General features: G+C 66.1%; 13 protein-coding genes and 1 tRNA gene. 6 read left to right on the forward strand and 8 right to left on the reverse strand.

Annotated elements, in window-relative coordinates; translation table 11 throughout:
- Complete coding sequence (locus ON41_RS07750; RefSeq protein WP_040746422.1) at nt 1–672, reverse strand: EthD domain-containing protein; 672 nt, start codon at nt 670–672, stop codon at nt 1–3.
- 120 nt (nt 673–792) lie between these two features.
- Complete coding sequence (locus ON41_RS07755; protein WP_040746424.1) at nt 793–1,947, reverse strand: FAD-dependent monooxygenase; 1,155 nt, start codon at nt 1,945–1,947, stop codon at nt 793–795.
- A 106-nt stretch (nt 1,948–2,053) separates the two neighbouring features.
- On the opposite strand from ON41_RS07755, the gene ON41_RS07760 reads away from it, so the two are divergent.
- From ON41_RS07760 to ON41_RS07770, 3 genes are all read left to right on the forward strand, one after another.
- Complete coding sequence (locus tag ON41_RS07760) at nt 2,054–2,626, forward strand: TetR/AcrR family transcriptional regulator (RefSeq protein WP_040746426.1); 573 nt, start codon at nt 2,054–2,056, stop codon at nt 2,624–2,626.
- Between the two features lie 130 nt (nt 2,627–2,756).
- The gene (locus ON41_RS38850; RefSeq protein WP_051161090.1) at nt 2,757–5,054 is read left to right on the forward strand and encodes an MFS transporter; all 2,298 of its coding nucleotides are present in this window, start codon (nt 2,757–2,759) and stop codon (nt 5,052–5,054) included.
- Between the two features lie 58 nt (nt 5,055–5,112).
- Entirely contained in the window at nt 5,113–5,850 is a 738-nt protein-coding gene (locus ON41_RS07770) for a TetR/AcrR family transcriptional regulator (protein WP_051161091.1), read from the forward strand.
- Here the strand turns inward: ON41_RS07770 and ON41_RS41425 are convergent.
- A complete protein-coding gene (locus tag ON41_RS41425) occupies nt 5,756–6,346 on the reverse strand; it encodes a hypothetical protein (RefSeq protein WP_157185399.1) in 591 nt (196 codons plus the stop codon). The genes ON41_RS07770 and ON41_RS41425 overlap by 95 nt on opposite strands.
- Nucleotides 6,347–6,558: 212 nt before the next feature.
- Here ON41_RS41425 and ON41_RS07780 point away from each other — a divergent pair, with 212 nt between their 5' ends.
- Both ON41_RS07780 and ON41_RS07785 read left to right on the forward strand, forming a co-directional pair.
- The gene (locus tag ON41_RS07780; RefSeq protein WP_083905205.1) at nt 6,559–7,347 is read left to right on the forward strand and encodes a nucleotidyltransferase domain-containing protein; all 789 of its coding nucleotides are present in this window, start codon (nt 6,559–6,561) and stop codon (nt 7,345–7,347) included.
- Between the two features lie 10 nt (nt 7,348–7,357).
- Nucleotides 7,358–7,978, forward strand: a complete 621-nt coding sequence (locus tag ON41_RS07785) for a GntR family transcriptional regulator (protein WP_040746429.1) — start codon at nt 7,358–7,360, stop codon at nt 7,976–7,978.
- Between the two features lie 3 nt (nt 7,979–7,981).
- Here ON41_RS07785 and ON41_RS41430 read toward each other — a convergent pair whose 3' ends face one another.
- The 5 genes from ON41_RS41430 to ON41_RS07800 form a co-directional block, all read right to left on the reverse strand.
- Nucleotides 7,982–8,497, reverse strand: coding sequence for a hypothetical protein (locus ON41_RS41430; protein ID WP_157185400.1), 516 nt, complete (start codon nt 8,495–8,497; stop codon nt 7,982–7,984).
- 584 nt (nt 8,498–9,081) lie between these two features.
- Complete coding sequence (locus ON41_RS41435; protein ID WP_157185401.1) at nt 9,082–10,314, reverse strand: PIN-like domain-containing protein; 1,233 nt, start codon at nt 10,312–10,314, stop codon at nt 9,082–9,084.
- 246 nt (nt 10,315–10,560) lie between these two features.
- Nucleotides 10,561–10,633, reverse strand: a tRNA-Arg gene (locus tag ON41_RS07790).
- A gap of 91 nt (nt 10,634–10,724) precedes the next feature.
- The gene (locus tag ON41_RS07795) at nt 10,725–11,402 is read right to left on the reverse strand and encodes a DUF305 domain-containing protein (protein ID WP_040746430.1); all 678 of its coding nucleotides are present in this window, start codon (nt 11,400–11,402) and stop codon (nt 10,725–10,727) included.
- On the reverse strand, nt 11,402–12,415 hold the full coding sequence (locus ON41_RS07800) for a thioredoxin-like domain-containing protein (RefSeq protein WP_051161092.1): 1,014 nt from the start codon (nt 12,413–12,415) through the stop codon (nt 11,402–11,404). The genes ON41_RS07795 and ON41_RS07800 overlap by 1 nt, the downstream gene beginning before the upstream one ends.
- A 101-nt stretch (nt 12,416–12,516) precedes the next feature.
- Between ON41_RS07800 and argS the strand changes: the two genes are divergently transcribed.
- Nucleotides 12,517–14,175, forward strand: coding sequence for an arginine--tRNA ligase (gene argS, locus ON41_RS07805; RefSeq protein WP_040746431.1), 1,659 nt, complete (start codon nt 12,517–12,519; stop codon nt 14,173–14,175).
- Nucleotides 14,176–14,217: the final 42 nt, after the last annotated feature.

The following is a 14,217-nucleotide window of genomic DNA, read 5'->3' on the forward strand; positions in this document are numbered from 1 at the left end:
TCATCGCAGCCGGTACAGGTACCGGCTGCTGGGGACGACGTCGAGATCGCGGTCGGCGCCGAACGCGCTGATACTGGCCATCATTCGGGTGAACCTGCGGTGCAGTTCGGCGTCGTCGCCGCCGCTGCCCCAGAACGCGTGCTGGTCGGTCATGGCCGCCGCCGGGAACAGCTCCTCGACCAGGCCGTCCACCCGAGGCCCCGAGGTGAGCGGCGTGACGACGGCATTCTGCACGTACCCGAAGGTGGCCTGGGTCTCGATCGCCACGGTCGTGTGGATGTCGTGCCAGTAGGTGCGCCATTGCTCGCGGGTGAGGTGCGAGGGCACGCGCAGCAGGGCGATATTCGCCAGCGCGTCGCAGCGGGCGCCGTTCTCGATCTCGGGCGGCGGCAGCGGAATTCGCTCGTCGACGATCCAGCCGTCGATCCGGTCGGCCGCCGCGGCCAGTACCCCGGTGACCGGATCGGCGTCGCCCTCGGTCCACACGCTGACGATCGCCGCGATCGGGCGCTCGTAGGTGGAGTGCCGCAGCCGGGCATCGGCCACGTCGTCGTCGCAGAGGTTGAGCTGCACCGCCTCGGCGCCCGCGGTGGCCAGGCGCGCGTGCAGCGCCGGATCCCGTAGGTCCTCCTCGAGACCCGAACCCCACAGGGCGTACATCAGTTTCGTCACGGCGGCTCCCCAATCGGCGGCAGACCCACGCTAGTAGCTGTTGCCGGGTCGTCGCTGGCATTCCGGACGCGGATCTCGATGTGTGAGATGGATCATCGATGCGCGGCGACGGCCGGATTTTCAGCGGTTGGCGAGTTCCGAGAGGCGGTAGGCGAGGGCCTTGCGCACGGCGGGGATTCGGGTGACGGCGCGGACTACGGCGTTGCGGACGAGGCGGGCCGGGCGGGCGCGCAGGGTGGCCATGCGGGTCATCCGGTCGGTGAAGGCGACGACGCCGAGAGCCACGGGGCGGCGGGTCTTCTCGTAGTCGTTCAGCAGCGATTCCGGGGCGCCGTCGAGCACGCGGATCAGGAGCGCGCCGAGCGCGGCGGCGTCCTGGATGCCGGTGTTCATGCCCTGCCCGCCGGCCGGGCTGTGCACGTGCGCGGCGTCCCCGGCCAGCAGGACGCGGCCGGCGCGGTAGTGGTCGGCGACGCGGTGGTGGACGCGGAATCGCGAGCTCCACACCACCTCCCGGACCACCGCGCCCGGCCGGCGGGCGTCCAGGATCGCCTGGACGTCGGCGTGGGTCGGGTGCTCGGGGGCCTCGGCGACCGTGGCGACGACCCGATAGCGGTCGCCCGGCAGCGGCGCCACGACGGTGACACCCTCAGGCGACAGGTTCAGCGATACCTCGTCGCGCCGGTCCGGCCAGGTCATCCGCACATCGGCCAGGACGAACGATTCGGGATAGGTGGCACCGGTGAATCCGATCCCGGCCTGCTCCCGCACCACGCTGTGCATACCGTCGGCGCCGATGACGTACTCGGCGCGGATCGAGCCGGAAACCCCTGCGGCATCGGTGAATTCGACCGTGACCCCGGCGCCGTCGTCGGTCAGCCCGGTGACCCGGTAGGGCCGGTGGACATCGCCGCCCGCCGTGCGCAGCCGGGCCAGCAGGACCGCCTCGGTGGTCTCCTGACCCACCATCAAGGTGTAGGGGTACGCGGTCGGCAGCCCGCCGAAACCCACGGTCGCGAGCCTGGCCGGGCCGTCCTGCAGCACGAACCGCGGCACCTCGATACCCAGATCGTGCAGTTCCCCGGCGATGCCGAAACCGTCGAGCACCTCCAGGGTCCGGGCGTGCACCACGGCGGCGCGGGAGGTGTTCGCGCCCTCGGCCTGCGCGTCCAGCAGGACGAAGTCGACACCGGCGTCGGCGAGTGCGATCGCGGCGGTGAGCCCGGCGGGACCAGCGCCGACGATGACGACCGAAGTGGTGGCGGGGATGGTCATGGCAACTCCTCCAACATGCCAACATTTGTTGGCCAACGACTGTTGACATCAACGGTAGAACCCACGGCACTGGCATGTCAACACTTGTTGGCCTACATTTGTTGGCATGACCGCCGAGACCCCCCAGCGACGCTCCGACGCCACCCGCGCCGCCATCCTCGCGGCCGCCCGCCGCCGCTTCGCCCAGGACGGCTTCCGCAAGGCCACCATTCGCGCGATCGCCGCGGACGCCGATATCGATCCGTCGATGGTGATGCGCTACTACGGCAACAAGGAGGGGCTGTTCGACGCGGCCCTGGACGTCGACCTGGCGCTGCCCGATCTCGCCGACGCGGATCCGGACCGCCTCGGGGAACTGCTGGCCCGGCGATTCGTCGAGCTGTGGGACGTCTCCCCGGGCAACGAGATCCTGCTGACCCTGCTGCGTTCCGCGGTGACCGACGAGACCGTCGTGCCCCGCGTCCAGCAGATCTTCGCCCAGCAGCTGAGCCCCGTGGTCCTGCGGCTGGGCGAGCCGGCCGACGCTCCCCGCCGGGCCGGGCTCATCGCGTCCCAGGTCCTGGGACTCGCGTTGTGCCGCTATGTCTTTCGTCTGCCGCCGGTGGTGGCGCTGACCCGGGAGCAGATCGTCGCCGATATCGGCCCCACTCTGCAGCGGTATCTGGTCTCGTCGGTCTGACCACCGATAGCCGATGGCTTTCGTAGAGGGTGAGATCACACCGACGATACGGAGAATGCACTCCGTTTCCTGTTAAGGTATTTAACCGGAGAATCGCTCCGCTTCAATTCGTGGTGAGGAACCCTTGGGCATGGCGCTCGTCAAAACACGCCCGCACTACAACGTCGTCTTCGCGGTGCTGCTGCTCGGAATCTCCGCGTACGCGCTGCTGCAGTCGATGGTCGTGCCGGTGCTGTCGCTGCTGATCCCGGCGCTGCATACCGACCAGAACACGGCGACCTGGCTGATGACCGGTTATCTGCTGTCCGCCTCGGTCGCGACGCCGATCCTCGGCCGGATCGGCGACAAGGTCGGCAAGGAGAGGATGCTCGTCGTCACGCTGGTCGCCCTGGCGGTCGGATCGCTGCTCGCCGCGCTGACCGACTCCATCGGGGTCATGATCGTCGCGCGTGTGATCCAGGGCCTCGGTGGCGGCGTGATCCCGCTGGCGTTCGGCATCATCCGCGACGAGTTCCCGGCGCGGAAGCTGCACGGCGCGGTGGGCATCGCCTCCTCGCTGATCGCCGTCGGATCCGGGGTGGGCCTGGTGCTGGCCGGTCCGATCGTCGATCACCTGAACTACCACTGGCTGTTCTGGGTGCCGATGATCATCACGACGATCGCGGCCGTGGCCGCGGTGCTGTTCGTGCCCGAATCCCCGGTGCGCAGTCCGGGCCGGATCAACTGGGGTGCGGCGCTGCTGCTGTCGGCCTGGCTGGTGGCGCTGTTGCTCGCGGTCAGCAAGGGTCCGGCGTGGGGCTGGGGTTCGGGGCTGACGCTCGGGCTGTTCGCGCTCGCGATCGTCACCCTCATCGCCTGGGTCGTGGTCGAGCTGAAGTCGCACACCCCGCTGATCGATATGCGGACGATGCGCATCCCCGCGGTGTGGACGACCAACCTGGTGGCCGTGCTGACCGGCGCCGCGATGTACGCGATGATGACCTTCCTGCCGCAGCTGCTGCAGACGAACAAGTCGGTCGCCGGGTACGGGCTGAGCGCGAGCATCACACAGTCCGGGCTGTACATGCTGCCGCTGTCGCTCGCCATGTTCGTCATCGGCCTGTCGATCGGGCCGCTGGCCGCGCGGATCAGCCCCAAGTACATCGTGCTGTTCGGCAGCCTCATCACCATTCCGGCCTTCGCGCTGCTCGCCCTCGGCCACAACCACAGCTGGGGCGTGTATCTCGCGGGCGCGCTGCTCGGTATCGGTATCGGCCTGGCGTTCTCCTCGATGCCGGCCATCATCGTCGCGGCCGTGCCGCCCGCCCAGACCGGCGCGGCCACCGGGATGAACGCCAACGTCCGCACGGTCGGCGGCGCGATCGGGAGCGCGATCTGCTCGGTCATCCTGACCTCGGGCGCGCATACCGCGCACGGGCTGCCCGCGGATTCCAGCTACAGCAATGTGTTCTGGTTCCTGGGTGGCGTCTCCGTGCTGGCGGCGGCCGCGGCCGTGATCGTCCCGGCCGTGCGGGCGCACGATCCGCAGGCGGAGGTCGCGTCCTCCGAGCCCGCGGCCCCGGCCGAGGTCGGTGATACGGCGTTCGAGGACGCGCTGGCAGGCGCCGGTGCGATGGCGGCGCCCCAGGCGGTCGTCGCGGAGGTGCCCTACGAGGGCCCGGTGATCGGCGGACGCGTCAGCCGCGAGAACGGACGGCCGGTGCCGGATGTGGCGCTGACGCTGATCGACCAACGGGGACATCAGGTTTCGCGGTCGGCGACCACCTCGGACGGCGACTATCGCATCGATGCGCCGGAGACCGGCAGCTACGTGCTGATCGCGTCCTCGGCGGGGCACAGTCCCGTCGCGGTGAACGTCGTCGCCGGATCGCGGCCGCAGCGGATGGATCTCACGCTGCCGAGTTCGGGTGTGCTGTCGGGTGCGGTACACCGCGCGGGCGACGGTGAGCCGATCGCGGGCGCCACGGTCACGCTGACCGATACGCGCGGCGAGGTCGTCGGCGCGGCCGTCACCGCGGGTGACGGGACCTACGTCTGCCGCGGCGTGCTGCCGGGGACGCACACCGTGGTCGTCGTCGCCGAGCGGATGCGGCCGAACGCCGCGACCCTGACCGTGCCGGAGAGCGGCGTGCTGCGCTACGACGCCGAGCTGGAGTCGATGGCCGTGCTCGGCGGCGCGGTGCGGGCCGGCGAACGGGTGGTGTCGAACGCGCAGGTGTCCGTGCTGGATCCGGGCGGCGATCTGGTCGCGACCGTGCACACCGACGACGACGGCCGCTATCAGGTCCCCGATCTGCCCGCCGGGCAGTATGTGGTCGTCGCCCGCGGGTATCCGTCGGTGACCACCAGTGTCCGGGTGTCCGATCAGGTGAGTACGCACGATGTGGAACTCGGCTACGACGACGCGATGCGGCTGCCCGTACGGTAGTCGGATATCCGGCGCGGGTGAGCCGCGCCGCCCCGGCAGTTGAGGAGTCGATCGCGCCATGACCGACCCGCACGAGTCCGCCGACAGCCGCCCGGTGCGCCGGGATGTCGTCCGCAACCGGCAGGCCCTGCTGGCGGCCGCCAAAGAGGTGTACGCCGAGCAGGGGCTGGGCGCCGGGGTCGAGGAGATCGCGCGCCGGGCGGGTCTGGGCATGGGCACCCTGTACCGGCATTTCCCGACGAAGAAGGATCTGCTGCTCACGTTGCGGCAGGAGATCCTCGCCGATATGTCCAGCCGCGTCGCCGCGACGGCCGCCGCCCAGCCACCGGGGCGTCGGTTGGAGGCATGCCTGTGGACCCTGTGCGCGGAGATGCGGTCACACCACTGTGATCGCGAATTGCTGTGGCAGGCTTTCCCTTTGGACGACGATCCCGGCAGGCCGCAGTTCTGGGCGTTGATCGGCTCGTCGCTGCGGGAGGCGCAGGAGGCCGGGCGTATTCGCGACGATCTGACCCTGACCGATGTCTTTCTCTGCGTGGTGTCCGTGCGCGGTCTGCTCGAGGACACCGCCGAGCGCGCGCCGGACGCGTGGAAGCGGCACCTGTCCCTGCAATTGGCCGGATTCCTGCCCGGCGCACCGGCTCTGGACTATCCGCCCGCCGACGAATCGCTCGTGGCGACCGGATTGCAGCGGCGGCCGGTCACGCCGAAGTCGTCCGCCCGCGCAGCCACTGCGCAATCGCCGCCAGCGCCGAAATCAACGACACCGCACCGGCCGTCCACGCCGAGGTCGTGAAACTCGCGGTGGCGTAGTCGACTTGCCGGACTCCCGGTGCGGGATAGTCCCCGTTTCCCATGGCCCACCGCATGATCAATCCTGCCTGTGTACCCAGGTCCCGGTACGAGGTGATTCCGACGGCCGCCCGGATCTCCTCCAGCTTGTTGTTCAGGTGGATGATGATGACCAGGACCAGTCCCGCCTGCGCCAGCGAGGCCCCCACCGCCAGCCTGGTCAATACCGTACTGCGCGCACGGATATTCGCCGCGACGGCGAACGCGGTGACCACCGCGACCGCACAGGCCAGTACGGCCCACGTCCCGTTGATCTGTGGCCGCGGGGGTGGCGATCCCGCCCACAGGTTCACCAAGGTGTGCGAAACCTTGTATCCGCCAAAGGCATCGGCCTTGATGGTCCCGTCTCGCCCGACACCGACCACCCAGCTGGTGAACATCAGATACAGGGTGACGATGCTCCCGGCGGCGGCAGCGAGGTAACCCCAATACCCGCCCAAGTCCCGCAGTCTGTGCGAAACCGCCACCTCACCACGCCGAAGCCGAGCGGTTCCACCAGTGGTATGAACGGCCTCGTCGACTCGAATCTTGTTCCCCTGCCACGGAGTTGGCTGCACAACCCCGAAGCCTATGAGCCCCGACGCAGGCAATCCGTCAAGGAAAGTGGGCCCGCCCGACAAAAGATCATCAAGATCCGGTAGATACTCGCCACGTGACCGGTCTACTTGTCGATCCCCGTTCGCTGCCCAGCGAGATCGTGCCGTACCTCGAAGCACTCGTCCGGCGCGCGAGAGACGTCTGCGGAGTTCATCTGATCAGCGTCTTCGCGAACGGGTCCGTCGCATTGGGTGACTACCGGCACGGGCGAAGCGATGTCGACCTGACTGTCGTCACCGATCCGGATCTCCCCGAAGCGGCGCTGCGTGAACTCGCCGAAGCGCTCGCCCATCCTGCCCTGCGCTGTCCCGCGGCCGGGCTCGAACTCGTGGTGTACGACTCCGGCTTCGCCGCTCGCGCTTCGGACCAAGCCGGGTACCGGCTGAATCTCAATACGGGCCCGCTGCTTCCGGCTCGGGCGGATCTCGATCCGAGCCGCTCGCCGTCGTTCTGGTTCGTCATCGACCGCGCCATCGCCTACCAGTCCGGACATCTGCTGTACGGCACCCCTGTCCGGCAAGTCCTCGCTCCGCCGACGAGGCAGGACGTAGTGGCGGCGATCCACGCCTCCGTTCTCGAACACGCTTACGGGGCAGGCCATCTCGCCGACAATCAGGTCCTCAACGGCTGCCGCTCCGTGATGTTCTGCCGCACGGGTAACTGGCTGGCCAAGCGCAACGCGGCACACGTCCTCGCGACGTCCGAGAAACGATTCAAGCCCCTGATCGAACATGCTCTTCAAAGCTTCGAACGCCCTAGAGGGGCCGCGCTCACCCTCCCCGCCGAGGACATCCGAACCTTCCTCACCTGGGTCCGCGAACGTGTCGAGGAAACAGTGCGATGATCGGTTCAGCGTGAGCTTGCCGACTGTTCGGCAGGCCCTCGGGGTGCTGCGTGCGGAAGGGCTGATCGAGTCGCGCCATGGCATCGGATCGTTTGTCAAGGAGACGGACAGATTGCAGCGGGCGGGGTGGCGACACTACGGCCGGGCACGGGCAGATCAGAAGCTGCTCACTCCGCACCTCCGGCATGAGATCGTGTTCGCTGGCGTAGAGCCGGTGCCTGATCGTGTGGCGGATTTGTTCCCTGCTGGCACAACTCAGGTCGTGACGCGACGTCGCCACCTGTACGACAAGGAGACCGGTAGGCCGGAGGAGATCGGCGCGAGCTACATCCCAATGGATTTGGCCGCCGGTACGTACCTGGAGGAACCAACTGTCGTCCCCCAGGCGCTCTTCCTCTGCATCGAGGATCTGTCAGGCAAGCGCTACGCACGTGCGCGAGACCGCCTCATCGCCCGTCTCGCGACGGCTGATGAGTCGATGATTCTGGAACTCGCGCCCGGATCTCCTGTGGTGCATGTGATTCACTGTGCGATGGCTGAAGATGAGACCGTACTTGAGGTCGCCGAATCGATTTGGCCAGCCGAACGGACGGTAATCGTGAACGAATACCCGATCACGACCGAGAGCTAGTGCCTACTCCTGCCCTGCTGCAGGCGGTTCGGTCGAACGTGTTTCCGGCCTTTGGCCGGAAGCCGGCAGACTGGCTTGATGTGCTTGGGCCTTTTGTTGGCTTCGTCTCGCCTTTTCTGTCAGTTTTTTAGCCTTCTTGATTAGGACTTCGAGTGCGACGTCACTGTTCTTGCAGCGGAAAGCCGGAAACATCCCTAGCTTGGCCCAGTACTGGCCTTGGGGATCTCGCCATGAGACTGCCTGTGTGCAGCATGCCGCAGGATCGTCGGGGTACTCCGCCCCGAGTGCTGGCGTCAGTTTTTCTGTAGTGTGACCATCGATTGCTTGGAAATATCGGTAAGTGATAAATTTCTGCCCTGCTGAAAACAGAAGCAGGTCGCCGTCAGGATTCATGCACCAAAAGTGCACATCATGAATGGCGGCCGATGAAGCATTGCGGATTCTTTCCTCCGTGGCAGCCTTTGTCTCAGGCTTGAGCCCGCTCAAAAGATGGATAGCTTGGGCTTGTTCATCGCCCATTGCGCGTGTATCCAGCCACCTACGTCGGGCGTCTCGAAAGACAACACCGAGACTGATCAAGACGGCGGCGGCTGTAAGGAGAGGGCCAGCGATCGGAGCCCAAGCCTTCATCCAGTCGGCGGGCTGCCACCACTCATGGGTAGAAGGTGTTACCTGGACAACGATCGGACACGTCACATCGAGAATCTTTCCACCTGTACTTGCGAACGGCGCGATATCCGACCGATCTTGCCCCCTCCTGCCAACCGCCGGTCGCCGATCGAATCGCCACTACCTGATCATCCCGCGCGGTGCCGGTCGTTTCTCGTCCTGGTGTCGTCTTTCCCCCCTCGTCAAGTCCCTTTCTATGTCCAGTAATCGTCGTCTTGTCCCCCGTCGTGTCTTGTCCCGCCCCTCGTTTCCTCTCCGCCAGCTACACGCACTCAACTGCCTTGCCTGCCCGCACAGGGTCACTCCAGTCGCCCGCAGGGTGGGTGGAGTGACCCTGTGCGGGCAGGCAAGGCACCCACGGCAAACCGGCTGGTGGGCGGGAAAACGGGGGCGCACAGGCCGATGTCAACTCATTGACATCGACAATGCTTCCCTCATGTATGACTCAAGGCGCTATCAATTGCCTCCAAGAGACGAGGATCATCCTGGTGGCCGGCCCACCTTACGAAGATGGTCGGATTCATTCCGGTCCAATGAGATATTGGCAGAGGATCCACATCCGAAAAATTGTTCATGACCACGATCACTGGTTGCTGTTGCTCGGCTGCCATACTAGCGAGTCGCCGCACTTCCTTGATGCTGACACCATGCCTGAAGTATTTAATTACAATGGCTACGGATTTTTCTTCGGTCTCAACAATGTAGTCGATGAAGCCGCCATCTATAGGCTCGGAAATAATGTATTCCGGTTTCCGGCGAATTATTGTTTGAAAGATTTCGTGCGCGTAAGTGCGAGCCCTTAACGTCGTCGATGTGTGTCGCGAGGGTTGTTGCTGTGTCGCGTCGACCTGCTTAATGGTAGCTTCGTCCACCTTTATATCTAGGTAGCGTTCTGTCAAGCGTAAGAACCCGGTCAGGGTTGTCTGATGGTAAGGTTGCTCCGTCTTCGTCGCCATCTCTGAACGTAGTTCAGGTCGAGGCCCTAGTATCTTATCGTCCGGCCCCTTTCGGTACCAGTCTTCCTTTTCGTCGTTGGTAACAAAAAGTAGTGGCCGGCTGCTGCTTTCTGCGAAATCCAGCAGTTCGCACCAAATGAGATAATCGCCTTCTGGCCTGATCTTCTTGTTCGCCCCTTCGGCATCCTTATACCCAGGTGGCGTACGCTTTGTGTAACGTTTCGAAGCCTCGGCTACTCGCTCTCTCAGTATTTCCTCACTCGGCTTCTTGCCGATTTTATCCGGTGTGTTGAAGAGTGCATCCAGAGCGGCGCGTACGGGATCTCCATCGCTAATGGTTTTGAAGTCGATGACGTGCTCTTTAGCGAGCTTGGAAAGCTCTTCGGAGAGTGAAGCTATGAGTTTTTCAAGTTTTTCTACTGGTATTCTTCGAACTCTCGGGTCGGATATCTGCTGCTCAAATTTCGCCTTGAGTTGACGGCCATGCTTCGCCGTTTCCTCCGCAAGCTCGGTATAAACTCGGCTCTGATCATGCGCATTGCTCAACCGATTGCGTTGGTATTCAAGGCCTACCTGGTACGGCAACCATAGTCGATCGCGAATAGAGGGCGCTGCCAAGGCAGACAACACCTGTTGGCGCTGTTGGTCGCCGAGACGATACAGATGGTGCAGCACATTGGCGTCAAGTGAGATCGACCCAGTCTCAACCACAGCGCGGAGGGTCTGCTCGTCTAGCTGATACCACTCTGGGAAGGCGTGTCTCATGTACTGGCCACTTGTACTGGGCTACAAGCCGCCAGCGCGAGCCGGTCCTTTGGCTTCTCCGGGGAGTTGTGCGACATACGTGCGATAGGCGTCGGCAAAACGCGGCGAATGACGGTCACTCAGGGGTACTCCATCCGAGCTGACTCTCCGTTGTACAAAGCCACCTACCAGCAGTTGGTAGGTGGCTTAGGGTGCCCTCGGCAGGATTCGAACCTGCGGCCTTCTGCTCCGGAGGCAGACGCTCTATCCCCTGAGCTACGAGGGCGGGGTGGACCCGCTCGTCACATCGTCCGATCGGGCTGGGAAAGCGTATCGCATCCGGGCTCGCGCGCCAAAAAGCAGGGGTGAGCGGGGTGTCAGCCGAGGGGAAGAGGGGCGGTGTTGCGGGCGGCGAGCATTTGGGTCATGAGCTGGATTTCGCCCTGTTGGGTTTTGCTCATGCTGGTGGCGAGGGAGCGGACGGCGTCTGTGTCGGCGTGCGCGTCGGCGTAGTCGATCATCGGGATTCCGCCCTGGTGGTGGCGGAGCATGAGCTGGAGGAACAGGGTGTCGAGGGCGGGGCCCGTCGCCTGGCGCAGCTGCTCCATGTCCTGCTGGGTCGCCATGCCGGGCATCGAGGAGACCGGGCCGGTCGAACCGTGCTGCATGCCGTGGTCGTGGCCCGCGGTGGATTCGGTCATCCAGGACATGTAGCCGTCGACGGCGACCGTCGGCTTTCCCCATAGTTGCAGCCAGCCCTGCATGCGGCCGGCCTGGTTGCCCTGGGTCGTGAGGATGTCGTAGGCCAGCCGTTTCACGTCGGGGTCGGTGCCGCCGGACAGCTCGAGCCCGGCCATCTGCACGGCCTGCCCGTGGTGCACCGACATGTCCTGGCAGAAACCGACGTCGACGGTATTGGCTGCGGCCTCGGTCTTGTCCTGCAACGGAATCCGGGCGATGAGGCCCAAGGCGAACCCGGCCAGCAGGATGCCCACCGCCGCCAGCACGACGAGTGCGGGGCGCTGGCGGCGGAGGGGGCTGTCGGTGGCGGGCATCAGCCTTGCCCCGGCGGAAGAGCGCCGCCGGGGAGTGATTGGGCTGGAGCGCCGGGGAGTGATTGGGCCGGAGCGCCGGGGAGGGATTGGCCTGCGCCGCCGGGCACGGCTGGGCCGAGACCGCCGGGGATCGACTGGCCCGGCAGGCCACCGGGAACCCCCGGCATTCCGGGCAGACCCGGGATACCGCCGGGCATACCGCCGCCCAGGCCACCCAGGCCGCCGCCCATCTCGCTGACGTCGGGGGTGAGGCCCTTGCCGTCGATCGGGACCGCGTCGGGGCCCGGGGGAGCGGGGTCGAAGGGCGGGGGGTTCTGGGTGTCGAAGGTCGGGTTCGCGCAGTCCGCGCCGACCTCGGGGTAGGTGTACTGGTTGAGATGCAGCGCGGTGATGAACTCGTTGACGCGCTTGTCGTCGGCGCTGTCGAGCTTGAGCTGGTGGCCCCACGCCTGTAGCGCGATCGGCGAATCCAGGCCCGGATAGGGCGACATCAGCATGGCGGGCTTGCCCTCGACCTTGCGCTTCAGCGTGTCGATCGACTCGGCGTCCACCCGGTCGGGGTTGTAGGCGATCCAGATGGCGCCGTGTTCGAGCGAGTGCACGGCGTTCTCGGTCCGGATCGCCTTCGGGTAGACCACGCCGGTGCAATTGGCCCAGGAGGCGTCGTGCGGGCCGCCCATCGGCGGGGCCTGCTCGTAGGCCACCCGCTGCGTGGGCCGCACGTGCAGGCCGGCGGGGTAGTCCTTCTTGACCACGCCCGAGATCTCGGTGGATGGATCCTTCTTCTCGGCGGTCGGCGTGAACTTCTCCGCGTCGGCCTTCTCCTGGTATTTGGGGACCAGGTAGATCGCGAGGGCTCCGATCAGCGCGACGATGACGGCGACGGCGCCGATGGTCAGCCACGGAATCTGCCGCTTGGCGGGTTGCTTTCCCCCGTGGCCGCCTGTGCGGGCGGACGAGGACTTCGCGGCCGCTCGAATCGCCTTGGCCGATTTCTCGCTGGTGTTCGGCATCGGTGTTGTGCTCTCTTCGATATGTCGGACCATCTCCGGTGCGGTACCCGCCAGGTGCCCGCTGGCGCCTCACACCTGCTCGGACCATAGGATAGAGACTCGTGACTCCAGCTGACCTTGCAGACCTCCTTCGCGCATCCGCGGCGAAGGTGCTCGTCGAACGTGGATCGGACCCCGCGATCCTGCCCGACGAGGTCAAGGTGGAGCGACCCCGCAATCCGGAACACGGTGACTATGCCACGAATGTGGCCATGCAGGTGGCCAAGAAGGCGGGGATGAATCCGCGCGAACTGGCGACGCTGCTGGCAGAGGCGCTGTCGGCCACCGACGGAATCGATGTCGCCGAGGTCGCGGGTCCCGGATTCCTGAACATCCGGCTCGCGGCGGCCGCGCAGGGCGCGATCGTCGAGCAGATCCTCGCCGCGGGCGAGCGGTACGGCACCGCCGAGGCCCTGTCCGGCCGGAAGATCAATCTGGAGTTCGTCTCCGCCAACCCGACCGGTCCGGTCCATCTGGGCGGTACCCGCTGGGCCGCGGTCGGCGACGCGCTGGGTCGCATCCTGGCCGCGCAGGGCGCCGACGTCACCCGCGAGTACTACTTCAACGACAACGGCGCGCAGATCGACCGGTTCGCCAATTCGCTGGTCGCCGCGGCCACCGGCGCGCCGACGCCCGAGGACGGCTACGCGGGCGACTACATCGGCGAGATCGCCGCGAGCATCGTCGCCGATCACCCCGACGCCCTCGGTCTGCCCGAGTCGCAGCGGCACGAGCTGTTCCGCCGCGAGGGCGTCGAGCTGATGTTCGCGCACATCAAGCAGACCCTGCACGACTTCGGCACCGATTTCGACGTCTACTTCAACGAGAGTTCGCTGTTCGCGTCCGGAGCGGTCGACCAGGCCGTCGAGGAGCTGAAGGCTTCCGGCAAGCTCTACGAGAAGGACGGCGCCTGGTGGATCGCCTCCACCGAATACGGCGACGACAAGGACCGCGTCGTCATCAAGAGCGACGGCAACGCCGCCTACATCGCCGGTGACATCGCCTACTTCCACAACAAGCGGGCGCGCGGCTTCGACCTGTGCATCTACATGCTCGGCGCCGACCACCACGGCTACATCGGCCGGCTGAAGGCCGCGGCCGCCGCGTTCGGCGACGATCCCGACACCGTCGAGGTGCTCATCGGCCAGATGGTGAATCTGGTGAAAGACGGTGTGGCCGTGCGGATGTCGAAGCGCGCCGGCACCGTCATCACGCTCGACGACCTGGTCGAGGCGATCGGCGTGGACGCCGCCCGGTACTCGCTGGTGCGGTCGTCGGTGAATTCGAGCATCGATATCGACCTGAGCCTGTGGACGACGCAGAGCAGCGAGAACCCGGTCTACTACGTGCAGTACGCGCACGCGCGCACCTGCCGCATCATCGAGAACTCCGCGGCGCTCGGATTCGATTCGGTCACACCGGATCTCGGCTCGATGACCTCGGACCGGGAGGGTGAGCTGATCCGCACCCTCGGCGAGTACCCGCGCGTCGTGGCCACGGCCGCCGAGATGCGCGAACCGCACCGGGTCGTGCGCTACCTGGACGAGCTGGCGGGGGTGTACCACCCCTTCCAGTCCGACGACGACATGCGCGTGCTGCCCAAGGGCGACGAGCCCGTCACGCCGCGCCACGCCGCCCGCCTGGAGTTGGTCAAGGCCACCCGTCAGGTGCTCGCCAACGGCCTGCGGTTGCTGGGCGTTTCGGCACCGGAGCGCATGTGAGCGCCCGGGTGTTCGCCTCCGCACCGACCCGCCGCGCGGCAA

Source organism: Nocardia transvalensis NBRC 15921, from assembly GCF_000308875.1.
In the GTDB taxonomy this organism is placed as follows: domain Bacteria; phylum Actinomycetota; class Actinomycetes; order Mycobacteriales; family Mycobacteriaceae; genus Nocardia; species Nocardia transvalensis.

Excerpts from the sequence above, each read along its gene's own strand:
- ON41_RS07770 (WP_051161091.1), top strand. The coding sequence starts at position 5,113 with ATGACCGACCCGCACGAGTCCGCCGACAGCCGCCCGGTGCGCCGGGAT.
- ON41_RS07760 (WP_040746426.1), top strand. The coding sequence starts at position 2,054 with ATGACCGCCGAGACCCCCCAGCGACGCTCCGACGCCACCCGCGCCGCC.
- ON41_RS41430 (WP_157185400.1), bottom strand. The coding sequence starts at position 8,497 with ATGGGCGATGAACAAGCCCAAGCTATCCATCTTTTGAGCGGGCTCAAG.
- ON41_RS07800 (WP_051161092.1), bottom strand. The coding sequence starts at position 12,415 with ATGCCGAACACCAGCGAGAAATCGGCCAAGGCGATTCGAGCGGCCGCG.
- ON41_RS38850 (WP_051161090.1), top strand. The coding sequence starts at position 2,757 with ATGGCGCTCGTCAAAACACGCCCGCACTACAACGTCGTCTTCGCGGTG.
- ON41_RS07795 (WP_040746430.1), bottom strand. The coding sequence starts at position 11,402 with ATGCCCGCCACCGACAGCCCCCTCCGCCGCCAGCGCCCCGCACTCGTC.
- ON41_RS07755 (WP_040746424.1), bottom strand. The coding sequence starts at position 1,947 with ATGACCATCCCCGCCACCACTTCGGTCGTCATCGTCGGCGCTGGTCCC.